At 41.5% G+C, this 21274-nt stretch carries 24 protein-coding genes; 18 read left to right on the top strand and 6 right to left on the bottom strand.

Features of this window, described 5'->3' with window-relative positions; translation table 11 throughout:
* Positions 1-18: 18 nt before the first annotated feature.
* The 5 genes from I6J03_RS10325 to I6J03_RS10345 all read right to left on the bottom strand — a co-directional run bounded on the left by I6J03_RS10325 (position 19) and on the right by I6J03_RS10345 (position 5759).
* Positions 19-2499 carry a S8 family peptidase gene (locus tag I6J03_RS10325; RefSeq protein ID WP_003012758.1) on the bottom strand — a complete coding sequence of 827 codons (2481 nt, stop codon included), beginning with the start codon at positions 2497-2499 and terminating at the stop codon, positions 19-21.
* A gap of 3 nt (positions 2500-2502) precedes the next feature.
* Positions 2503-3621 carry an AAA family ATPase gene (locus I6J03_RS10330; RefSeq protein WP_157600624.1) on the bottom strand — a complete coding sequence of 373 codons (1119 nt, stop codon included), beginning with the start codon at positions 3619-3621 and terminating at the stop codon, positions 2503-2505.
* A 269-nt stretch (positions 3622-3890) separates the two neighbouring features.
* Positions 3891-4526 (bottom strand): hypothetical protein, encoded by a 636-nt coding sequence (locus tag I6J03_RS10335; protein ID WP_003012752.1) that lies wholly within the window; start codon positions 4524-4526, stop codon positions 3891-3893.
* An 11-nt stretch (positions 4527-4537) separates the two neighbouring features.
* The gene (locus I6J03_RS10340; protein ID WP_201694357.1) at positions 4538-4987 is read right to left on the bottom strand and encodes a DUF3408 domain-containing protein; all 450 of its coding nucleotides are present in this window, start codon (positions 4985-4987) and stop codon (positions 4538-4540) included.
* Positions 4988-4991: 4 nt separating this feature from the next.
* Positions 4992-5759 (bottom strand): ParA family protein, encoded by a 768-nt coding sequence (locus I6J03_RS10345; RefSeq protein WP_003012747.1) that lies wholly within the window; start codon positions 5757-5759, stop codon positions 4992-4994.
* Between the two features lie 747 nt (positions 5760-6506).
* Between I6J03_RS10345 and mobA the strand changes: the two genes are divergently transcribed.
* Together mobA and mobB are read left to right on the top strand one after the other, a co-directional pair.
* On the top strand, positions 6507-6944 hold the full coding sequence (gene mobA / locus I6J03_RS10350; RefSeq protein WP_003012739.1) for a conjugal transfer protein MobA: 438 nt from the start codon (positions 6507-6509) through the stop codon (positions 6942-6944).
* Between the two features lie 2 nt (positions 6945-6946).
* The gene (mobB, locus tag I6J03_RS10355) at positions 6947-8233 is read left to right on the top strand and encodes a conjugal transfer protein MobB (protein ID WP_003012738.1); all 1287 of its coding nucleotides are present in this window, start codon (positions 6947-6949) and stop codon (positions 8231-8233) included.
* Positions 8234-8251: 18 nt separating this feature from the next.
* Here the strand turns inward: mobB and I6J03_RS10360 are convergent, their stop codons facing one another.
* Entirely contained in the window at positions 8252-8416 is a 165-nt protein-coding gene (locus I6J03_RS10360; RefSeq protein WP_003012737.1) for a hypothetical protein, read from the bottom strand.
* Between the two features lie 606 nt (positions 8417-9022).
* Between I6J03_RS10360 and mobC the strand changes: the two genes are divergently transcribed.
* The 16 genes from mobC (at position 9023) to I6J03_RS10440 (ending at position 20701) form a co-directional block, all read left to right on the top strand.
* Entirely contained in the window at positions 9023-11023 is a 2001-nt protein-coding gene (gene mobC, locus I6J03_RS10365; RefSeq protein ID WP_003012731.1) for a conjugal transfer protein MobC, read from the top strand.
* A 133-nt stretch (positions 11024-11156) separates the two neighbouring features.
* Positions 11157-11780: a Crp/Fnr family transcriptional regulator gene (locus I6J03_RS10370; protein ID WP_003012728.1), complete on the top strand. Its 624-nt coding sequence runs from the start codon at positions 11157-11159 to the stop codon at positions 11778-11780.
* 60 nt (positions 11781-11840) lie between these two features.
* The gene (locus I6J03_RS10375; RefSeq protein ID WP_201694358.1) at positions 11841-12638 is read left to right on the top strand and encodes a sulfite exporter TauE/SafE family protein; all 798 of its coding nucleotides are present in this window, start codon (positions 11841-11843) and stop codon (positions 12636-12638) included.
* Positions 12639-12650: 12 nt separating this feature from the next.
* The gene (locus I6J03_RS10380; RefSeq protein WP_003012720.1) at positions 12651-13289 is read left to right on the top strand and encodes an FAD-dependent oxidoreductase; all 639 of its coding nucleotides are present in this window, start codon (positions 12651-12653) and stop codon (positions 13287-13289) included.
* Entirely contained in the window at positions 13267-13911 is a 645-nt protein-coding gene (locus I6J03_RS10385; protein WP_003012718.1) for an NAD(P)/FAD-dependent oxidoreductase, read from the top strand. The genes I6J03_RS10380 and I6J03_RS10385 overlap by 23 nt, the downstream gene beginning before the upstream one ends.
* 98 nt (positions 13912-14009) lie before the next feature.
* The gene (locus I6J03_RS10390) at positions 14010-15428 is read left to right on the top strand and encodes an MBL fold metallo-hydrolase (RefSeq protein ID WP_003012715.1); all 1419 of its coding nucleotides are present in this window, start codon (positions 14010-14012) and stop codon (positions 15426-15428) included.
* An 11-nt stretch (positions 15429-15439) separates the two neighbouring features.
* A complete protein-coding gene (locus I6J03_RS10395) occupies positions 15440-15754 on the top strand; it encodes a rhodanese-like domain-containing protein (protein ID WP_003012713.1) in 315 nt (104 codons plus the stop codon).
* Entirely contained in the window at positions 15747-16385 is a 639-nt protein-coding gene (locus I6J03_RS10400; protein ID WP_003012711.1) for a methyltransferase domain-containing protein, read from the top strand. The genes I6J03_RS10395 and I6J03_RS10400 overlap by 8 nt, the downstream gene beginning before the upstream one ends.
* Positions 16382-16591 carry a YgaP family membrane protein gene (locus I6J03_RS10405; protein WP_003012710.1) on the top strand — a complete coding sequence of 70 codons (210 nt, stop codon included), beginning with the start codon at positions 16382-16384 and terminating at the stop codon, positions 16589-16591. The genes I6J03_RS10400 and I6J03_RS10405 overlap by 4 nt, the downstream gene beginning before the upstream one ends.
* Complete coding sequence (locus I6J03_RS10410; RefSeq protein WP_003012708.1) at positions 16588-16827, top strand: hypothetical protein; 240 nt, start codon at positions 16588-16590, stop codon at positions 16825-16827. The genes I6J03_RS10405 and I6J03_RS10410 overlap by 4 nt, the downstream gene beginning before the upstream one ends.
* Positions 16811-17041: a DUF6132 family protein gene (locus I6J03_RS10415; RefSeq protein ID WP_003012707.1), complete on the top strand. Its 231-nt coding sequence runs from the start codon at positions 16811-16813 to the stop codon at positions 17039-17041. Before I6J03_RS10410 ends, I6J03_RS10415 begins: the two co-directional genes overlap by 17 nt.
* Positions 17010-17303, top strand: coding sequence for a thioredoxin (gene trxA, locus I6J03_RS10420; protein ID WP_003012703.1), 294 nt, complete (start codon positions 17010-17012; stop codon positions 17301-17303). Before I6J03_RS10415 ends, trxA begins: the two co-directional genes overlap by 32 nt.
* 8 nt (positions 17304-17311) lie before the next feature.
* Positions 17312-17875, top strand: coding sequence for a YeeE/YedE family protein (locus I6J03_RS10425; protein ID WP_003012699.1), 564 nt, complete (start codon positions 17312-17314; stop codon positions 17873-17875).
* A 12-nt stretch (positions 17876-17887) separates the two neighbouring features.
* Positions 17888-18388 (top strand): DUF6691 family protein, encoded by a 501-nt coding sequence (locus I6J03_RS10430; protein WP_003012696.1) that lies wholly within the window; start codon positions 17888-17890, stop codon positions 18386-18388.
* Positions 18389-18396: 8 nt separating this feature from the next.
* Positions 18397-19128, top strand: coding sequence for a DUF2490 domain-containing protein (locus I6J03_RS10435; RefSeq protein ID WP_003012694.1), 732 nt, complete (start codon positions 18397-18399; stop codon positions 19126-19128).
* A gap of 97 nt (positions 19129-19225) precedes the next feature.
* Complete coding sequence (locus I6J03_RS10440) at positions 19226-20701, top strand: MBL fold metallo-hydrolase (RefSeq protein ID WP_157600622.1); 1476 nt, start codon at positions 19226-19228, stop codon at positions 20699-20701.
* Positions 20702-21274 lie beyond the last annotated feature (573 nt).

A 21274-nucleotide genomic window follows, 5' to 3' on the forward strand; every position in this document is an offset into this window, starting at 1 on the left:
ATTTTTAGTTTTCGTAAATTAAACTCTTGGTACAATTCGAGCGGCAGTTTTAATATCAACAGCTTGAACTCCGAGTGATTGCAACATTTGTCGCATGTCATTAAATACCGGTTTTTCACTATTAGGATCTGAAATGGTTAATATCGCTGTAAATGGTACTCCTGCAGCAGGTATAGTTACACCATCTCTTGATAAGTACTCGACATCTAGCTTCCATTCTGTAGATGGTCCAACTCCACGGGGGAATGTTTTCTCATAAACTTTCACAGGACTCCATTTGAACGAATGTTCAATCTGATCCTTTTCATACAAACTACCATCACCATCTTCTGGCGTATAAATAGCATTTAATCTTCCTTTATAATTACCGTCCTTTTGCAACTGTCTTAAGGCTGCGTCAATATTTATTCTGACAAACTCAGAGCCAAATCTATAATCAAATCTCGGTGTGCTTACTATCGTGAGTTTAGCATGTCCAAAACATTTACCGTCTCTCACCAAACTTGAAGGCCAAGAAAATTTGAAACTCATTTTATGTCCACTTATAGCACGGTTTGCAAATACTAATGTTATTGCGGACGGATTTCCATTCAAAATATCTTCTGAACCATCAGGCATGCCAAATCCAACCAAATGTTTGGTAACATTTCTTAAGTTCTTATCATTAAGGGATTCAGGTAATACCGCATGATGAATACCAAGAGCTATTAATGTTTCCCTTGAAACGACACCTTCGATCGAATAGTCAAGACTAGCTAAGGTCTTTGCCACATTAGGTGCAGCATAACTGGTTCCACAACCATCGACAATTTTACTCGTAGGATCTAAAGATAGAAGGCCGTGTCCCAATGACGGATGAATAGTTCCTGACCCACCTATATGTGCAAAATCAGGTTTAAGGCCAACTCGTAAGCCGGGACCACGACAACTATAGTTGCTTAAAGCATATGGAACTACGCCATCCAAATGTGGCGGGTTTAATGCTGAAACGCTAATGTTACGACAGCTTTCAGCTGGTTTTTTAATAGCGTCATTTCTAGAAGATGCTAATATTTTCAATGCATCAAAATGATCAGAAGGCCATTCCTTTCTTATATCCCTTGGATGAGTATTACCTGCCGAAATAACAAAAACAACATCATTTTCTTCGGCAATTTTATCTAGAATTTGGGCTGGGACACTATATCCAGTTGTTGATGCGTGTTCTTCTATATTCAAGCTAAAGTTAAATATTCTAACTCCTGTTCTAGCTTTTAATTCTTGAACAGCAGTTTCAAGCTCATTGAAAAATTCTAAGGGTTTTGAATAGTATGAGCTATATCTATCTACACGAGGTAAAATATCAAGATCTATAATTTTACAACCATCAATTTCCCTGCAAATAGCATTTCCATTTAATTGTTGCCCAAATATTGCTAATCCTGCTATAAAAGTACCGTGATTTTCATCTTTGTCAGCATTGCTGATTAATCCCCAACGGTCCTCAATCCAGTCGCCATAAATATCTGAAACACCTCCATCTACAATACATACTTTAGGATATGAACCTTTATGGTCAGGGGCTGAAATAGTAAAGTTTTCACCTTTCAACTGAGACTTGACAGTTAGGCTTTGTGTAATGATTGGGGGAAGAGTAACCTTTTTTACCAATGGATGATTTCCCAAATATTCCAACAATTGGTTATGTCTTTCCAAATTTAAGTCAATTGATTTTCTCTCTCCCGATTTGCCAGCTGTTGATGATGAGTAGAGCTGTATTACGGGTGTTGAATCACTATTTTCTAATTTAATGCCGAACACAACCGCTGAACCCTGACCAGTCGTAATTCTTGAGACAAATATGCCTGTCCCTAAATTTGCAATACCTCCAAAAAAACTATCAAATAATTCAAATTTGTATTTACTCAGCAAATCCCAATCTTGTCTCACTGGCGGAGCTTCAAATAATTCCACCATATATGCTCCACCAGTTTGAGGGTTAGATAGCCAGTTTACAGCTTCTTTAACAGAAAAGCTTCTTTTATCACTCGCAGTGTAAGGTGCTATTTCTTCAATTGCACCGATTTCGCTCCTCAATCTTGAAGGATTAGGCTCATTCTTGCCGTTCTTTTCTTTATATCTAGTTTCGGTTTCAGCCTGTCCAACTTTATTATTTATTTTGTCTATACTTTCAGGAGTTAGCTCTACAAATAACTCTCCTAAATCACCTGCTCCAATTACTGGTGCAATATCTCTTTTAAAAACTTGTGAAGTTGGTCGATGACTTTTGGCTAATGCGGATTGCTTTAACGTAACTTTTGCATAAGAAACTCTGGAAAAGCTACTTACCAATTGCATGCTTTTAATCTCGTTGAGTTGATTTTGAATATTATCTCGATGCTCAATAAATTCATTATCATTTCCGGCAAAAAAGTCTTTTGAGCCGCCTCCGCCATTGTTTTCTAAAGCCTCAATAAAAGCGTCGCTATTTAATACGATTTGAACAGGACTATTTGCCATAACTTATATTTTTTCAGAATCTTTGAATTTTGACAACTGCTTACTTAAAGTTGATGGTGTCATCCCGAACAGAGAGGCAATATCTTTCTGTTTAAAAAAGTAAACTTTGTCATTTAATAACATATTGATAAAATCTTCATCACTATGAAGCATTATGTTTCTCTTTTTGGTGTCAACTCTCCCAGAATTGAGTAAGGCAAATTGTTTCATGACCTCTACGATATTGCTTTTTTTTTCAAGCACAAAAGCTCTTTTCAGCCATTTAGAAAGCATTTCAGCATCCGCACCGGATGAACCATCCAGGCACCATGCTAAAAACTTTATTTCGCTTTCATTGAATTCTAATGGTTTAATAAAACTGTTAAGCAATTGAATCATAACTTCAGGAGAAGGCTTGGGGATTTCAACCTGAATATCAAACCGTCTCCAAATAGCAGGATCTAAAAGACTTTCATGATTAGTTACCCCGATGGTAAAACCTTTTTCGTGGCGGGAATCAAGACTTTGTAATAGTGTATTAACTACTCTTTTGACTTCACCAACCTCTTGCGGGTCATTGCGAAGCTTAGCTATTGCATCAAACTCATCAAGGAGTAAAATGCACTTATATCTATTGGCAAATGCAAATAAATTTCCAATGTTACGAGAAGTCGTACCAAGATAGGAAGACATCAAACCTTCCAACCTTGCAAGAACTACAGGTAATCCAATTTGTTTAGCAATCCATTTGGCTAAATGAGTTTTTCCAGTCCCAGGTGCTCCATAAATTAAACAAGAACTTGCTGGTGTTGCATTGATTTCCATTAGTTGATCAAATTTCCTCCATTCATTTACAATTGATTGAATTGCAAGTTGAATGTTATCATCGAACATCGGAGCTGTTTCTGGAAGATTATCAGGAAAAAAAATCTCTGCTAATGGTGTTGATGTTTCCTTGTCTACAGGGATAGAAGTTTTAGTAGTCAATTCTTCGCCTTTTAATACCACAAAAGATCTTTGAATCTTACTAGGAGCCATGTCGAGTGCTGATTCGGAAGCAACTAACAATGCCTGCAATGATTTTGCCTCTTTGGTAAAGCCATCTTTTTCAAGACTTTCTTTCAGTCTTCTGATTTGATGCATGATAGCTTCGTTTGGTGTTGCTAGTGCGGATCTGCTTAAAGCTTGTATTATACTGAAGTATTTGAGCATTTACTTTGTTTATTTCTTGTTTACGAAAGCAAATATAGAAATAAATTTCCAATATTCAAATGTTATTTCCGTTTATTAATGATAAATTTCCAAAATAACGAAACAGTTTCCATATTAAGACTTAAGAGATTGATGTAAATAGGTGAATGTTAGTTACATTTGACGCATCTAAACCCTAATCAACGCAAAAGGGAGTTTGCCTACACAAACTCCCCAATGTCAAAATCACTCAAGTCATTTTTCCGCAAAGTGGAAGAACCGTCCTCCGTTTCATCAAAAAGGGTGCTATCTAAAAGCTCGGCAATTTTTCGGGAAGCACCCTCTATGGAATTTTCCAGTAAGCTGAATAATTCAGTTCCTTGTAATTTCTGAACTATGGCAACCGCTGTTTCCTTTTGGGATTGTTCCAAATTTTCTTTTTGGAGCAATGTTCCCATGGAGCTTAGTTCATCGTAGGTAACCCCTTGGGCAAGACTGTTATCGCCACCGGATATTCCGTAGCTGTTCCATTCTTCTTCCTCTTCGTCCAAATCAGGTATATTGCTGAAAACTTCGTCCAGTTCTTCCTGCGGAACTTGAATACTGACGTTTTCGTTCTCGTCGTATTCGATGTCTAAATTATCAGAGTTTATCTCCGGTTCCATTATTTGACGTTCATTGGCAGTTTTTGGCACTAATTGGCTCTTTATTGGCTTAGGCTGTCCCATAATATCGGGGAGGTTCGGGTTAACCTTTTCCTGCACAGGCTTTTCCTCCGAACTTTTTTTAATGACAATCTTGTCTTGCAAAAGCAGGGCAATGACGATGAGCAGACAAATCACAATTACTATTTCCATAACCAGGTGCTTTAAAAAATAGGTTTAAACTTTTCGTTGAAATCATCTGTGATTGCTTTCTCAAACATTTCAAAATGATGTTCCAGTATATTGTCAAGGTAAGCATACAGGGGTATGGCATCCTTACCAATAACCTGTACAATACGGGATAGCCGTTCGTGGTATTCCTGCCGGATATAAATGCTTTTATCGCCCCGTTTTGTCATTGTGTGGGTTTTCAAAAAGTGTTCGCCGTAGCTCCCGTCAAGGTTTTTCTTGGTGCGGTTCCGTTCCCTTTGTACTGGCTTGCTTCGAAGTAATTCTTCCTGTTTTGCTTCTTCTTTTACAGTTTCCTTTTTCGGTTCTTCAGATGGTTCGGGAGGAAGCTGTATGCCGTCTTTTTTAATGCCGTCTACCATCAGGTTCATCATCAACTCTTCGTTGATGTCTGGCGTGGCTTTCCTTTTATTATCTTTTTCCATAAGGCTATAATTGAACGATTTTTAAAAATTCATTGATGAACAAATCCAATTGGCAGGCTTTCATCAAGCGTTCATCGGGAGGCATTACAGTAGAACGGAAAACCACTTTGCTACCCGCTTCACTTTCTTTTCGAAAACGGGTACTGTTCTTCACTTGGCTTTGCATCAGGCTTAACCCCAGTTGAGCTATAAGCTGGTTGTACACGCCATATAATGGCGTGCTTTCCCTGCCATCCACCTGGTTCCAAAACAGGTTAATGGTCTGTATGGAAGTTTCGCCTTTTTTCATAATCACGTCCTGTAAAAGCTGTGTGAAGATGAGCGTACTTTCCATTACTACACGGTCTGCCGTGATGGGTGTAAAAATGTGGTGCATACCTGCTAATGCTTTCAGGATGCCGGGCGTGTTCACTGTTCCCGGCAGGTCGAAGAACAGCACATCAAGCGGGATGGGATAAGTGTTTACAAATTCGTGCGCCGCATCCAGTACGCTATCCGCTTTGTGCTGCATAATGGAATAGGCTTTTTTGTTGATGGTGGTAAATTGCTTATATGCCAGTTTTTTCAACGCCTCGTTTTCCATTACCATTGCCAAATCACGGGTTTTCATTTTCATCAGGCTATGCTGCGGAAAATCCGCATCAAATACGGCTACGTTGTAGCCCAAGCGATAGTGCATCGTACTGGCGACAAGCGTAGTGAATGTGCTTTTGCCAACGCCGCCTTTTTGAGAAGAAAAGGCGACAAACAGAGGTTTCTTTTTTGTGTCCATATTTTTAAAATTTAAAGTTTTCAAATTCCTGTTTTCAGGCTTGCAGGCGTTCCGGAAAGCCGTTCTGATTTCACACTTTCATTCAGGAAAGCTATCAGGGTTGCCTGCTTCCTTGCAGTACAGTAGCCTTGCAATCATTCCGGTAGCTTATCAGGCAGGCTTGCCGTCATTCTTTCATTCCGTCAATCAACCAATCATTCAGGCGAGCCGTATAGTTGGATAGCAAGTGTTCACGCTTTCGGGCAGTCGTGCAATCTTGCTTTCTTGCTTTCTTGCATTCCTGCAATCAGGGAGGCAGGTTTGCCTACGTTCCTGAATGCGTGCTGTCTGCTATTCCTGAAGCACGGGCTGCCTGTCTTCCTGCCATCATTCAAGAGCAAAGAACCAATCAATTTCATTCGATTGTACGCCTGTGGCATTGTTTGGCGGTGTGTTGCACTGTTTGGCACTGTGGCACAGTGCAACGCTATCGGGAACAGGGCTTTACTTTGTATTGTGATTTTTATTAACGGATTTATGCAAATGACTTTTGACATATTGGGAGGTAACGGGAACGGCAACAAGCCGTTTTTCCCTGTTACATCCAATCCGTCCCGCAGGGCGGATTTTTGTGTTCACCGGAACACGGCAAGTTGTGTTTTGAGGCACTCTAAACCGAGTTTAGTGCCTCAAAACAACTTGCCCTTTGCAGGGGGCAGAAAAAACCTCCGAAGTCGGCTTTTCGTGTAGATTATAAATGGATTAGTGATGAACGAGAACAATAACAGTAAACAGAACAAAGGCGGGCGCAAGCCGAAGCTCGACCCCAGCACACACCGCCACGTATTCCGATTGACAGATAAGGAAAATGCCAAACTTTTATCGCTTTTTGAAGCATCAGGAATGCCCAATAAAGCCAAGTTTATCATTTCACAGTTGTTCGGAAAGGAAATGAAGTCGGTTAAAATTGATAAAGGAACGGTTGATTTTTATATGCGGCTGACTTCGTTTCACAGTCAGTTCCGGGCAATAGGTGTAAACTATAACCAGATTGTAAAGCTGCTGTACCGCCATTTTTCGGAGAAAAAAGCCGCAGCATTTCTTTACAAACTGGAAAAACAGACGGCTGAAATGGCAATGTTGTGTCAAAAAATCATTCAGATAACCGAAGAGTTTGAAGCCAAACACCTCAAAAAACAGCCGTAGAAATGATAGCTAAAATCGGAAGAAGTGAAAATTTATACGGTGCGTTGGCGTATAACAACCTGAAAATCGAAAAGGAAAACGGGCAAATTTTGTTCGCTAATAAGATTATTGAAACCGCAAACGGACAATATACCGTCGCACAATTAGCCCAATCTTTCGCTCCGTATCTGCTGGCAAACCGCAATACGGAAAAACATACGCTGCATATTTCGCTCAATCCCGACCCGAATGATACCGTTAGTGATGATAAATTTAGGGAAATGGCACAGCAGTATATGCGTGAAATGGGCTACGGCGAACAGCCTTTTATCGTATTCAAACATACCGATATTGACCGTAGCCACATTCATATTGTTTCGGTTTGCGTGGACGAAAACGGCAAAAAGATTTCGGACAAGTTCGAGAAAATGCGATCTATGAATGTATGCCGAGAATTGGAAAAACAGCACCATTTAATACCAGCCACGGACAAGGAGCGCCAGCAGAACGACAAGGTTTTCCGCCCCGTAAATTACAAAGCTGGCGATGTCAAAAGCCAAATAGCTTCAGTAGTGCGCCACCTGCCAAACTATTATCAATTCCAAACTTTGGGCGAATACAATGCCTTGCTTTCCCTGTTTAATATTACTACTGAAAAAGTGGAGGGAGAGTTACACGGCAAGGCACAGCAGGGTTTGTTGTACATTCCATTGAATGAAAAAGGAGAAAGAGCCGGACATCCGTTCAAGGCTTCTTTGTTTGGAAAAAGTGCAGGACTGGCAGGTTTGGAATTGCATTTTGCGAAATGCAAAACGGCTTTGAAAGACCACCCGACTAAGCAGACCTTAAAATCAGCCGTTACCATTGCCCTGCAAACCACGAGCGATGAGCAGGCTTTTAAAAAGCAGTTGGGCGAACAGGGCATTAATGTAGTGGTACGCAGAAACGATACAGGACGGATCTACGGTATGACATTCATCGACCACAATTCAAAAAAGGTATGGAACGGATCACGGCTGGCAAAAGAACTTTCTGCCAACGTATTTAATGATTATTGGAACAACAACATTAAGCCCAACATCAAAGAGCCTGATGAGTTAAAACCAAAAACAACAAGAACAAATTATGCAGATCTTCCTACGGAAGAACCGCACCATTTATTTGATTTTATTAATACCGATAAAAATGAAGACGGATTAGTTGAAGCGTTGGGCGGTTTGCTTATTCCCGAAGCCCAGGGCGAAGATTACGAGGAACAGGATTTTGCCAACCGAATGAAGAAGAAACGTAAACGCAAGCGAGGGCATTAATAGATTTTTATGTGCTTATTATGTAGCAACTCTTAGCCCCAAAGCATAACTCCACTGCAAAATCTTAGGTGCAGTGGGTGTTTTGAACTGATAAATACCGTAGATGTATAATGCAGAAAGTACGAACGCTCCCCAGCTTAGCCCGATACACAAGATACTTTCCCGTTCAGTAATACTGAACATTCCGGCTACTATTGATTTTATGATAAATGCAGAAACTATACAGCATAGTAGCACACAGATTGCCCAGGGCAATACCCATAGCTTCCGGTTCTTTCGCCGTAACCCGATAATGGTTCCTTTCAAAAAATAAACGATGCAGAAAATAAAGTAGGCAAATAAGATGGAGAACCCCCAAACTTTAAAGTTATCAGTTTCTTTGCCCCTTAGTTTTTGTGACAGTAAAAATCCGGCATAAAAGAACACACCGAAAATCGCCCCGATTTTTAGAACGAAAAAAAAAACTTTATTATTCCCGACATTAATCCGGTAGCAGCTTGACTTTCTTTGCTTTTCCGAATTTCATATTCGTCTTCAGTTTCTCCGGGATACGCATCTGGATTGTTCCAATTCATCGCATTCCTCTTTTAAATCTTGCTTGTTCCAACTAATGAGAAAAGCAAACTGATTTTCACAACTATAAATTTAAAAAAAATGATTGAATTATCTGCAAAGGATTAGAGCCACTTACAGCCAAACACTGCCATTTAATGCCACTGACTGCCACATTCTTATAACCGCACTATACAGCCCATAAATTCACGCCCGAACATTTAAAATTTTATAAAAATGCAGGGAGAAGACGATTTAAGAGGCTTAGCCAAAATAATGGCTTTTATGCGTGCAGTAAGTATCATCATAGTGTTGATGCACTTGTATTGGTTCTGTTACGGGTTCTTTATAGAACGTGGCTGGACATTAGAATTAATCAACAAAATATTGGGCAATTTTCAGCGAACAGCAGGGCTGTTTTCGCATACCCTTTATACCAAAGCCTTTGCATTAGTATTGCTGGCGTTGAGCTGTTTGGGAACTAAGGGCGTTAAAGATGAAAAAATTACGTGGAGCAAAATCTATGTGGCTTTGGGGATTGGTTTTTTATTGTTCTTTCTCAACACGCCATTGCTAAAACTATCCCCGGCAACAGGCACATTCCTGTATATGCTGACTATATCGTCAGGCTATATCGCCTTACTGATGGCTGGTGTATGGATGAGCCGATTGCTGCGCACTAACCTGATGGACGACGTTTTCAATAATGAAAACGAGAGCTTCCAGCAGGAAACCAAATTGATGGAAAATGAATATTCCGTCAACCTGCCCACCAAATTTTACTACAAAGGCAAATGGAACAACGGTTGGATAAACATTGTAAATCCTTTCAGGGCATCCATCGTGTTGGGTACTCCGGGTTCCGGTAAATCGTATGCCATCGTAAACAACTATATCAAGCAGCAGATTGAGAAAGGCTTTAGTATGTACATCTACGATTTCAAATTCGACGACCTTTCTACCATCGCTTACAATCATTTGCTGAAGCACAGGGATAAATACAAAGTTCAGCCAAAATTTTACGTGATAAATTTTGACGACCCACGCAAGAGCCACCGTTGCAATCCACTCAATCCCGATTTTATGACGGATATATCCGATGCCTACGAAGCGGCTTATACCATAATGCTGAACCTCAACAGGTCGTGGATACAGAAGCAAGGCGATTTTTTCGTGGAAAGCCCGATTATCCTGCTTGCTGCCATTATTTGGTTTTTGAAAATTTATGATAATGGCAAGCATTGCACTTTCCCTCACGCTATTGAATTGCTGAATAAAAAATACGCAGACGTATTTACAATATTGACATCATATCCTGAACTGGAAAATTATTTATCGCCCTTTATGGATGCGTGGCAGGGCGGCGCACAAGACCAATTACAGGGACAGATTGCATCGGCAAAAATTCCGTTATCAAGAATGATTAGCCCACAATTGTATTGGGTTATGACAGGCGATGATTTTTCATTAGACATCAATAACCCGGCAGCGCCTAAAATTTTGTGCGTGGGTAATAATCCCGACCGCCAAAACATTTACTCAGCAGCATTGGGTTTGTACAATTCAAGAATTGTAAAGCTCATTAATAAAAAAGGGCAATTAAAGAGTTCCGTTATCATAGACGAATTGCCCACGATTTATTTCAGGGGACTGGACAATCTTATCGCAACGGCGAGAAGTAATAAGGTGGCTGTATGTTTGGGCTTTCAGGATTTTAGTCAATTAATACGGGATTATGGCGATAAAGAAGCTAAGGTTATTCAGAACACGGTCGGTAATATTTTTAGCGGGCAGGTTGTGGGCGAAACTGCAAAGAGCCTATCTGAACGCTTTGGAAAAGTATTGCAGAAAAGGCAGAGTATGACGATCAACCGTAATGATAAATCCACCTCTATTTCTACACAGTTAGACAGCCTTATTCCGGCTTCCAAAATTTCAACCTTAACGCAGGGTATGTTTGTAGGTTCTGTATCAGATAACTTTGAGGAACGCATTGAGCAAAAGATTTTCCACGCCGAAATTGTAGTGGATAATGAAAAGGTAGCTGCCGAAACTAAAGCCTATCAGCAAATACCACAAATCCTATCTTTTGTAGATGAACAGGGCGAGGATAAAATGAAACAGCAAATTGAAAGCAATTACAAACAGATAAAATCAGACATCCTGACTATTGTTGTAAGTGAAATGGAACGCATCAAGAACGACCCGAACTTGCAGCATTTGGTGCAAGAGGGATAAAATCATTCATTTTGTAACAAAAGTTACTGTATATAGCAAGCAGATTGTGTAAATTTGCAGGTTGCGTATTTCAATATGGTAATTAGCAGATATATAACCGTATTATGAATAAGTAAGCCTTAAAAATTTGCAGATGGAACCATTGGAACAGATAACAGAATTTAAATCCTCTCCTGAATTGGTGGGGAAACTCTATGAAAACAGCATACGAAAAGAATATGAAGCAGGAAGCGTTATTCTGAATGAAAATTCATCCATTCGTTCTATTCCTATTGTTACTAAAGGAACCCTTAAAGTTATCCGAACAGAAGAAGACGGCAGGGAGATTTTGCTGTATTACATCAAAGCCGGAGAAAGCTGCATTATGTCATTTTTGGGTGGGATGCACAATGAAACAAGCAAGGTCAAAGCCGAAGTGGAAGAGGATGCAGAAATCCTTTTTTTGCCAATGGATAAAGTAGCCTTGTTCATCAAAGAGTACCCCCAATGGCTGGACTATATCTTCCGTTTGTACCACAAGCGTTTCGAGGAACTTTTAGAAATAGTCAATGCCATCACTTTTAAAAAGATAGATGAACGCTTATTGGCTCTGCTGCGCAAGAAGCAGGAACTTACCGGAAATAATATCCTGAACATTACCCACGAACAATTAGCCAATGAATTGGGTACTGCCCGTGTAGTCGTGTCGAGGCTGCTGAAACAGTTGGAAGAAATGGGGACGGTTCGATTGGGCAGGAACAAAATCACCCTTATGTAACAAATGTAACTGTACAGGTTTTTGGATTGGTGCAAATTTGTAGTATCAATTCAGAAATCTATGGATATAGCAGGGTATTCGGCATCAATTTTTATTGGTATTTCTTTAGGGCTAATCGGTGGCGGTGGCAGTATTCTGACTGTTCCTGTACTGGTTTACCTGTTTAGCCTTGATGCAGTATTGGCTACCGCTTACTCCCTTTTCATCGTTGGCTCAACGAGCGTTGTCGGTTCATTCTCTTATTTCAAAAAAGGATTGGTCAGTATCAAAACAGCACTTGTTTTCGGTATTCCGTCCATTGCATCTATTTTTTTGACAAGGGAATATGTACTTCCGGCTATCCCGCAAGAGGTCTTCACTATCGGGAACTACACCATAACCAAGAATATGCTGTTGATGCTGCTCTTTGCCATACTGATGATTGCAGCATCTTACAGTATGATAAAAAAAATCAGAAAGGAAGATGATGAAGCATTACAAAAGCAACAAATTAATTATCTGCAAATTCTATTACAGGGAATTTTTATCGGCGTGATAACCGGACTGATTGGCGCAGGCGGTGGCTTCCTGATAATCCCTGCTTTGGTAAACCTGCTGAAATTGCCGATGAAAACAGCCGTAGGCACATCATTGGTCATTATTTCCATCAACTCTTTAATGGGCTTCCTCTTTTCCCTGCCCCATACTTCCGTACAATGGGGCTTTCTATTAAGCATCGCTTCCATTGCCATCATCGGCATACTGATAGGCAGTTACCTTTCTACAAAAATAAAGGCTTCCAAGTTGAAGCCCGCTTTCGGATGGTTTGTGCTGGTAATGGGCATCTACATCATCGTTAAGGAAACATTGTTACACTAAAATCATTGTCATATGGAAAAGCATTTTCAAATACTCATTATTGGCGGAGGTACGGGAGGTATTATGGTTGCTGCTCAATTAAAGAACAAGCAACCCGGTTTATCCATTGCCATTATTGAACCGTCCGAAAAGCACTACTATCAGCCCGCTTTTACATTGGTAGGTGCAGGCACTTACAAAATGGAGAAGACCATCAGGGAAGAAGCATCGCTCATTCCCTCCGGCGTGGAATGGATTAAAGACAAGGCAACGATACTCCGCCCCGAAGAAAACAAGGTGGAAACAGAAAAATGCGGCAGCATCGGTTATGATTACTTAATCGTAGCTGCGGGGCTTGTGTACGACCTTTCATTGATAGCTGGCTTGGAAGAAGCCCTTGCCAAAGGCGTAGTTTGCAGCAACTACATAGACCCTGAATATACGTGGAAATGCTTGCAGGGCTTCAAAGGAGGCAACGCCATTTTTACACAGCCCACCACACCCATTAAATGTGGTGGCGCACCACAGAAGATTATGTATCTGGCGGCAGATTATTTCAAAAGGAAAGGACTGGATAAAAAAAACAAATGTGGTGTTTGCCACGCCGGGTTCAGTCATTTTCGGCGTAAAGGTTATTGCCGAAACACTCATGAAAGTTATCCATCGGTATAACGTTCATTTCAAACCATTCTATGCCCCGGTAAAGATTGACCCCGACAAGAAAATTGCCTATTTCCAGAACATCGCACCCGATGAAAACAAGTGTGTGGTCAACGAGGGCAATGTTTTAGGAGAACGGGTACAGGGGCAGTCCGTCATTGAAATACCGTTTGATTTCCTGCATCTGGCTCCCCCGCAGGTTGCTCCCGGATTTCTGATAAAATCAGGTTTGTGCAATGAGGCAGGATGGCTGAATGTGGATATAAACAGCCTGCAACACAAGACATACCCTAACATTTTCGGATTGGGCGACGTAGCGGCATTGCCAACGGCGAAAACAGGTGCAGCCATTCGCAAGCAGGCTCCCGTAGTGGTGGATAATATCCTGAAACTACTTGCCCATAAGCCCGCAGACAATAAATCTTATGACGGGTATTCGTCCTGCCCATTGGTTACAGGGTACGGCAAAATGACACTCGCAGAGTTTAATTATAAGAATGAGTTTACACCCGACCCTATGCTGAAATTTATGCTGGTGTTCAACAGCTACAAAGAGCATTGGCGGTTGTGGCTGCTAAAGAAATATATGCTCCCCTATATGTACTGGAATAAAATGATGAAAGGGAAAATGTAGTCTTCCTGTCCTTATGTAACTAAAGTAGCTGTACAGGAAAAATAAGTAACGGAAATTTGCAGTAGTAAAAAGAATGATAACGATAAAAATAAATCAGTATGTTTTTTCAACACGTTTATGATAAAAGTTTGGCACAGGGCAGTTATGTAATAGGCTGTCAGGCTACGGGCGAGGCAATCGTAATAGATGCCCAAAGGGATATTGATGTATATCTCGAAATCGCAAAGCAGAATAATATCCGCATCACGCACATTGCCGAAACCCACATACACGCAGACTTTCTTTGCGGTTCAAGGGAACTGGCGGCAGTAACCGGGGCAACGATGTACCTTTCGGACGAGGGAGGCGAAAACTGGCAATATCAATTCCCGCACAAAGGGCTGAAAGACGGCAATATGATTAGAGTGGGCAACCTCACATTGGAGGTAATGCACACACCTGGTCACACGCCCGAAAGCATCAGCTTTTTACTGACCGACCATCCGGCAACGGACAAGCCCGTTATGGTATTCACAGGCGATTTTGTATTTGTCGGCGATATTGGTCGTCCTGATTTGTTAGAGAAAGCCGCAGGACTTATCGGAACAAAAGAAGCCGGAGCCAAACAGATGTTCCAATCGTTGAAAAAGTTTGCTGCGCTTCCCGAATACGTTCAGGTATGGTCGGCACACGGGGCAGGCTCCGCTTGTGGTAAGTCTTTGGGAGCGGTGCATAGCTCTACCGTAGGGTACGAAAAAATCCGCAATTGGGCGTTCCAGTATAGCGAAGATGAAAACGGATTTACCGAATACCTGTTAGCCGACCAGCCGGAGCCGCCGAAGTATTTTGCAATGATGAAGCATTTGAACAAAGTTTATCGTCCACTCTTGATAGAAGTTCCGAAACACCCGAAGCTATCCAAAGAACAATTTGTTTCTGCCTATGAAAAAGGCATCAGGGTAATAGATACCCGCAATAAGGCAGATTTCGCTAAAGGCTTTATTCCCGGTAGCCTGAACATTCAGGGAAATAACTCTTTTTCTACGTGGTGCGGTTGGTTGCTGAACTATCAGGAGCAGTTTATTTTGGTAGCTGATGACAGCCAGATGGAAGATTTGACCCGTAAGCTGATGCGTATCGGTTTGGACAACATCTACGGTTACATTTCGGATGTAAACGATATGGACATTGCACTCCAGAGCGCAGACGTGATTGCTTTGGACGAATTTAAGACCTACATCGGGCAGGATAATGTGCAGATAGTCGATGTTCGGGGAGCAACCGAATATGAGGCAGGACACATAGACGGTGCGGATAATGTTTTTGTCGGAACCCTGCCGGACAACCTCGATAAAATCAGTAAAGACAAACAGGTGGTCATCCATTGTCAGGCGGGCGACCGTTCGGCAATCGCTTATTCCATACTGGCTAAAAACGGCTTTGAAAACGTAAAGAATTTTTCCGGCGGTATGAAAGAATGGTTAGCAGTAGAGGGTAAAACAGTCGGGTGCAAAGAAGCATCGTGTACGAACGCTTAAAATAAAAAACTATGGGATTTTTTTCAGCCTTATTCGGCAACACGGATAACAACCGGCTTACCGAAGCCATAAAAGACGGGGCTTTCCTGGTAGATGTACGTACACCTGCCGAGTTTGCGGAGGGAAGCGTAAAAGGAGCCGTAAACATTCCGTTGGATAAAATACCAACAGAATTATCAAAATTCAAGGGAAAGGAAAATATCGTTGTGTTTTGTAGGAGCGGAAACAGAAGTGGACAGGCAAAAAGCATTTTGGAGCAGAATGGCTTTCATAATGTCATCAACGGCGGAACCTGGCAGAACGTAAATCAGCTGGTCAATGAGTAAAAAAGAAAAAGACGTACAATGTTGCCTAACGCAGTGCGAAAATCCACTTGACCAAAACTATTGGGACGAGCGTTGGCTGAAGAATGAAACAGGTTGGGATATGGGACAGGCTTCACCTGCCATTACCAAATATATGGAACAATACCCCAACAAAAATGCGGCTATTCTCATTCCGGGTTGTGGCAATGCCTATGAAGCAGAATACTTGCTTGTAAAAGGATTTATGAATATTACATTGATTGATATTGCACCCAAAGCCGTTGAAACGTTGAAAGAAAAATTTTCCGGTACGCCACAGGTAAAGGTGCTGTGCGGGGATTTTTTTGGTCATGAGGGCAATTACGATTTAATCATCGAGCAAACATTTTTTTGTGCCATCCCGCCGGGCAGGCGAAAGGAGTATGCAGAGAAAACGGCTTCCCTGCTAAACGAAAATGGCAAAATAATAGGCGTACTGTTCGACAAACAATTTAACCAATCGTTTCCACCGTTTGGAGGTTGCCCTTGCGAATACAAACCCATCTTTGAGCCACATTTTACCATTAAGACAATGGATGGCTGTTACAACAGTATTCCGTCAAGAACCAAATCGGAAGTGTTTATCAACCTGATAAAAAAACAGAAAAGATGAAAAAGAATATGGGAACAGCGGACAAAACCATCCGCATCGGGATAGCCGTTGTTATTGCGGTATTGTATTTCACCAACGTTATTTCGGGAACGTGGGCAATCCTATTGGGCATTTTGGCAATCGCCTTTATACTTACATCGTTTATCAGCTTTTGCCCCCTTTACTTCCCGTTTGGTATAAACACTTTTAAAAAGAAGAAAAGATGAAGCAAAGCATTTTAAACGGTTGGAATTTGATGCGTATAGTGCGCTTGGCATTGGGCCTCCTCGTTATGGTGCAGGGCTTTCAGGCAAATGAGTGGCTGCTCGTTGCATTGGGCGCACTGTTTTCATTAATGCCCTTGTTCAACATAGGCTGTTGCGGTGCTTCGGGCTGCAATACACCCGTTTCACGGCGAAGCAGTAAAAAAATAGAAGATACAACGTATGAAGAAGTTCGCTAAAAAACATTTGTTTACCCTAATCGGTATGGCTATCGGGGCAGTCGCAGGTTATTTCTATTGGAGATTTATCGGTTGCAGTACGGGAAGTTGCGCCATTACTTCCAACCCGGTCAACAGTACCCTTTACGGCGCAGCTATGGGCGGGCTACTGTCATCAACATTTAAAAAAAACAAAAAAGAGTATGACGTTTCAGGAGATAATAAACAGCGATAAGCCCATATTGGTAGATTTCTTTGCCGAATGGTGCGGACCCTGTAAAATGATGTCGCCCATTCTGGAAGAATTAAAGCAGCGTGTAGGCGATGATGCCAGCATTATCAAAATTGATGTGGACAAGAACCCCCAGGTGGCAGCAGCTTATCAGGTGCGGGGTGTGCCTACCCTCATTATATTTAAAAAGGGAGAAATACGCTGGCGGCAGTCCGGTATTTTCCCGGCGAATGAACTGGAAAGATTAATTAACGAAAACAGATAAAATCATAAATGTTAGAATTCTTGAAACAGCCCTGGGCTTGGTACGTTGCAGGTCCATTAGTCGGGTTAACCGTACCCTTGCTATTATTTATTGGCAACAAATCATTTGGCATCAGTTCCTCGCTACGGCATATATGTGCATCCTGTATGCCTGCGGGTATCCCGTTCTTTAAATACGATTGGAAAAAAGAAGTGTGGAACCTGTTTTTTGTGTTCGGGATATTTTTGGGCGGAGCTATTGCCGTTAGCCTGTTATCAAATCCGGCTCCCGTTGAGGTCAATCCAAAACTGGCACAGGAATTAGCGGGCTACGGCATTACCAACTATAACAATCTAATCCCTGAAGATATTATCAACTGGCAATCCTTACTGACCCTAAAGGGTTTTATCCTGATGGTAGTAGGAGGATTTTTAGTAGGCTTCGGCACACGTTATGCGGGTGGCTGTACCAGCGGACACGCCATTATGGGATTGTCTAATTTACAGTTGCCCTCGCTGATTGCCACCATCTGTTTTATGATTGGCGGTTTCATTATGGCGAACCTCATTTTACCGTTTATACTTTCATTATAACCCTGACAAGAAATGCAACAAAACAGAGATATAGAAAAAGATTTACAACTTCGTGAACTGGATGCGATGTGTGTCAACGAAAGCCGTTTGGAACACAAATGGTATCATAACATCAAATACCTGATAATCGGCATACTGTTCGGTATCGTATTCGTAAAATCGGAAGTCGTAAGCTGGTTCCGCATACAGGAAATGTTCCGACTGCAATCGTTCCATATGTACGGCATTATCGGGAGTGCGGTCTTAACGGGTATGATCTCCGTTTTCCTGATAAAGAAATTCAATATCAAAACCATTTACGGCGAACCTATTAAAATTGCTCCTAAAACATTCAATAAAGGGCAAATCTATGGCGCTCTGATTTTTGGTTTGGGCTGGGCAATAACCGGAGCCTGTCCGGGTCCCTTGTTTGCACAAATCGGAACGGGGGCTACCGTTATTGCCGTTACCCTGTTGAGTGCCATTACAGGTACTTGGGTGTATGGCTTGCTAAGGGAAAAACTGCCTCATTAATACCGTTTATGTATCGGTTTAAACGATTGCTGGCAACAGCAATGTGGGTTTTTATTGCCCAAACTTTACAGGCACAAAAACATTACAACGCTTGGTTTCGCAGTACGTTAAGCGTTCCTGTCGGCGAAAAATTCAAAGTAGATAATGAGTTTCAGCACAGGCGACAGAGCGGATTTCAAAACGGGAATATGCTGGATAACAACCTGATGTTTACATTCAGGAATTGGGTACACTACCAGCATAACCCCAACCTAAAGTTTTCCGTTTCGCCGTTTGCCTATTTTTCCCATTACCGCATTATTCAGGATAAGCCAGATAAAGAAGCTGCACCTAATAGTGAGGTACGGTTTTCAGTAGCAGAAGAATTACAGCACAAAATATACAAGCGTATTTACCTTGTGAACAGGAATGCTTTGGAATACCGTATTATCAATAACCAACAACCCAACGTTATAAGGTTCCGTACACGTTTCGGTGGTCGGTATGAATTGACCGAACAACTTAAACTTACCCTATTTGACGAGTTCTTTATCAACGTAACGGGAACTTCTTCAGCACAGTTTCCCGACCATAACAGGACAGGGCTGAACATTGAATACAGCGTGTTGCCCAATCTGAAATTTGATGTCGGCTACATATACCTTATCCGGTTTTCTGTCCCGTCGGCATCCGGCAATATCAGGTTATACGAAAACAATATGTTCCTTAATTTGACCTATCAACTGAAAAATAACAAATAACACCACCACAACATCATTTACCTTATGTAACAAAAGTTACAGTACAGGGAGGACAGATAGTCTAAATTTGTGGGTTACGAATTTCAAAAAGATGATTATGCTGACCAAAGCAAAGTTTACCACTACTATAGCTTTATTTATAATCTTGTTCTTACAAGGAAATCAATTACAAGCCCAAAGCTATTTTTTCGAGCGGGTATATGATGAAACATTGGCGCAGGCAAGTTTTGTGATAGGCGATTTAAAAACCAAAGAAGCTATTGTTATAGACCCGAAGCGGGATATGGATACTTACTTGGAAATTGCCAAAGCTAACCACCTCAATATAACCAAAGTAGCCGAAACACATATCCACGCCGATTTTTTAAGCGGTTCCCGTGAACTGGCAGCCGTTACCAATGCGGAGTTGCTACTGTCCGATGAGGGCGGAGCGGATTGGCAATATCAGTTTCTACACACCGGGCTGAAAGACGGCAGTATCATCTCTATCGGGCAGGTGGAACTGAAAGTAATGCACACGCCCGGACACACGCCCGAAAGCATCACTTTTTTGGTAAGAGATACGAAAGTTCCAGCCACACCACAAAGAGCCATTACGGGAGATTTTATTTTCGTGGGCGATGTTGGTCGTCCTGACCTGCTGGAAAAAGCAGCCGGGCAGGTCGGCTCACAGGAGCTTGGAGCAAAAAAGCTTTATGCTTCTATTCAAAAGTTTTCCCGATTGCCTGACGATTTGGAGATATGGGCAGGACACGGAGCAGGTTCATTCTGTGGCAAGAGCCTAAGCACCATTCCACATTCTACCTTAAAAGAAGAAAAGCAGAACAGCAAAGCCTTTCAATTTAAAAATGATGAAAAAGGTTTTGTAAAATACATTTTGGACGGACAGCCGACCCCGCCCAACTATTTTGCCGTGATGAAGCAACTCAACAAGGTGGAACGTCCGTTGCTTATTCAAGTTCCTGTTCATCCAAAACTCAACCAGCCAGCATTTCAAAAAGCCATTGACAACAAATTGCTGGTTATTGATACCCGCAGCAAAAACGAGGTTGTCAAAGGTCACATTCCGGGCAGCCTGCATATCGAAAACGGAAAATCATTTTCCACTTGGGTAGGTTCTTTGGTAGATTATCAACCTCAAATCGTATTGATAACCGATGAAAGCCACACGGAAGACCTGACCCGTAAGCTGATGCGTATCGGGATGGATAATATCTACGGTTTTGTGACCGACTTGGATAAGATGAATGTGGCACTGGAAAAATCCGACCTCGTTAGTATCGGGGAACTGAAAAAGCACCTGGATAAAAAAGACGTTCAAATCATAGATGTGCGAACCGAGAGCGAATACCATAACGGACACATCAAAGGCGTGGAAAATATGGTGCTGACCTCATTGGAAAACAACATGGACAAAATCAGCAAAGACAAACCTGTTATCGTGCATTGTCAAAGCGGGGTACGGGCAGCAATGGCATATTCCATACTGAAAAGGAACGGCGTGAAAAATCTTAAAATGTATTCGGGAGGTATCAACGAATGGACGGAACAAAAAAACGAGTTAGTGAAATAAGGGTTTCTTCAGATAGTGTTAAATCATACAAGGGGTGCGTGGCAACACTTCTTTTCCTAACGATAGTAAAAGCATATATAAGCAAACTGCATCGTATTTCACTGTTTTTCGTGTTAAAAAAGCATAAAACAGGCGTAATTGTTTGCGACCTTAATCAAATAAAACTATTTTTGTAAATTGATGAACAGGACTATACCAAATATTTTAACGAATTGCAAGCGATACTTTTTAGTATTCGCCACGTTCTTGTTGGTATTGCTTACATCCTGCTCGATCAAAAGCAGCATTAAAATTTTTGCAGGTCTGCCAACACAGACAGAAAGTGGTTTTCCTAAAACTCATCAGAGTTTCCCGACAAGCTCTCTGGAAAAATGTAGCAAGATTGAAACTGCCGACAACCAGATTGTCCAAAACTTTAATTTTAAGGCGAACGATTTTCTACCCGTTCTTCTTTTTACGGCTTCCTTTCTTTTCCTTATCGGCTTCTGCCCATTAAACAAAGAAAACAAACATCCACTTTATAGCGGTAGCAACAAAATCCGAAGTTCTATTCCTATCTTTTTGGAATACCGG

The sequence above is a fragment of the Sphingobacterium spiritivorum genome (genome assembly GCF_016724845.1).
Lineage (GTDB): Bacteria > Bacteroidota > Bacteroidia > Sphingobacteriales > Sphingobacteriaceae > Sphingobacterium > Sphingobacterium spiritivorum_A.

Excerpts from the sequence above, each read along its gene's own strand:
- mobA (WP_003012739.1), top strand. The coding sequence starts at position 6,507 with ATGAACGAGAACAATAACAGTAAACAGAACAAAGGCGGGCGCAAGCCG.
- I6J03_RS10380 (WP_003012720.1), top strand. The coding sequence starts at position 12,651 with ATGGAAAAGCATTTTCAAATACTCATTATTGGCGGAGGTACGGGAGGT.
- I6J03_RS10415 (WP_003012707.1), top strand. The coding sequence starts at position 16,811 with ATGAAGAAGTTCGCTAAAAAACATTTGTTTACCCTAATCGGTATGGCT.
- I6J03_RS10330 (WP_157600624.1), bottom strand. The coding sequence starts at position 3,621 with ATGCATCAAATCAGAAGACTGAAAGAAAGTCTTGAAAAAGATGGCTTT.
- mobB (WP_003012738.1), top strand. The coding sequence starts at position 6,947 with ATGATAGCTAAAATCGGAAGAAGTGAAAATTTATACGGTGCGTTGGCG.
- I6J03_RS10360 (WP_003012737.1), bottom strand. The coding sequence starts at position 8,416 with ATGTTCAGTATTACTGAACGGGAAAGTATCTTGTGTATCGGGCTAAGC.
- I6J03_RS10425 (WP_003012699.1), top strand. The coding sequence starts at position 17,312 with ATGTTAGAATTCTTGAAACAGCCCTGGGCTTGGTACGTTGCAGGTCCA.
- I6J03_RS10435 (WP_003012694.1), top strand. The coding sequence starts at position 18,397 with ATGTATCGGTTTAAACGATTGCTGGCAACAGCAATGTGGGTTTTTATT.
- I6J03_RS10400 (WP_003012711.1), top strand. The coding sequence starts at position 15,747 with ATGAGTAAAAAAGAAAAAGACGTACAATGTTGCCTAACGCAGTGCGAA.
- mobC (WP_003012731.1), top strand. The coding sequence starts at position 9,023 with ATGCAGGGAGAAGACGATTTAAGAGGCTTAGCCAAAATAATGGCTTTT.
- I6J03_RS10410 (WP_003012708.1), top strand. The coding sequence starts at position 16,588 with ATGAAGCAAAGCATTTTAAACGGTTGGAATTTGATGCGTATAGTGCGC.
- I6J03_RS10385 (WP_003012718.1), top strand. The coding sequence starts at position 13,267 with ATGAAAGTTATCCATCGGTATAACGTTCATTTCAAACCATTCTATGCC.
- I6J03_RS10440 (WP_157600622.1), top strand. The coding sequence starts at position 19,226 with ATGCTGACCAAAGCAAAGTTTACCACTACTATAGCTTTATTTATAATC.
- I6J03_RS10430 (WP_003012696.1), top strand. The coding sequence starts at position 17,888 with ATGCAACAAAACAGAGATATAGAAAAAGATTTACAACTTCGTGAACTG.
- I6J03_RS10345 (WP_003012747.1), bottom strand. The coding sequence starts at position 5,759 with ATGGACACAAAAAAGAAACCTCTGTTTGTCGCCTTTTCTTCTCAAAAA.
- I6J03_RS10375 (WP_201694358.1), top strand. The coding sequence starts at position 11,841 with ATGGATATAGCAGGGTATTCGGCATCAATTTTTATTGGTATTTCTTTA.
- I6J03_RS10340 (WP_201694357.1), bottom strand. The coding sequence starts at position 4,987 with ATGGAAAAAGATAATAAAAGGAAAGCCACGCCAGACATCAACGAAGAG.
- I6J03_RS10405 (WP_003012710.1), top strand. The coding sequence starts at position 16,382 with ATGAAAAAGAATATGGGAACAGCGGACAAAACCATCCGCATCGGGATA.
- trxA (WP_003012703.1), top strand. The coding sequence starts at position 17,010 with ATGACGTTTCAGGAGATAATAAACAGCGATAAGCCCATATTGGTAGAT.
- I6J03_RS10335 (WP_003012752.1), bottom strand. The coding sequence starts at position 4,526 with ATGGAAATAGTAATTGTGATTTGTCTGCTCATCGTCATTGCCCTGCTT.
- I6J03_RS10390 (WP_003012715.1), top strand. The coding sequence starts at position 14,010 with ATGTTTTTTCAACACGTTTATGATAAAAGTTTGGCACAGGGCAGTTAT.
- I6J03_RS10325 (WP_003012758.1), bottom strand. The coding sequence starts at position 2,499 with ATGGCAAATAGTCCTGTTCAAATCGTATTAAATAGCGACGCTTTTATT.
- I6J03_RS10370 (WP_003012728.1), top strand. The coding sequence starts at position 11,157 with ATGGAACCATTGGAACAGATAACAGAATTTAAATCCTCTCCTGAATTG.
- I6J03_RS10395 (WP_003012713.1), top strand. The coding sequence starts at position 15,440 with ATGGGATTTTTTTCAGCCTTATTCGGCAACACGGATAACAACCGGCTT.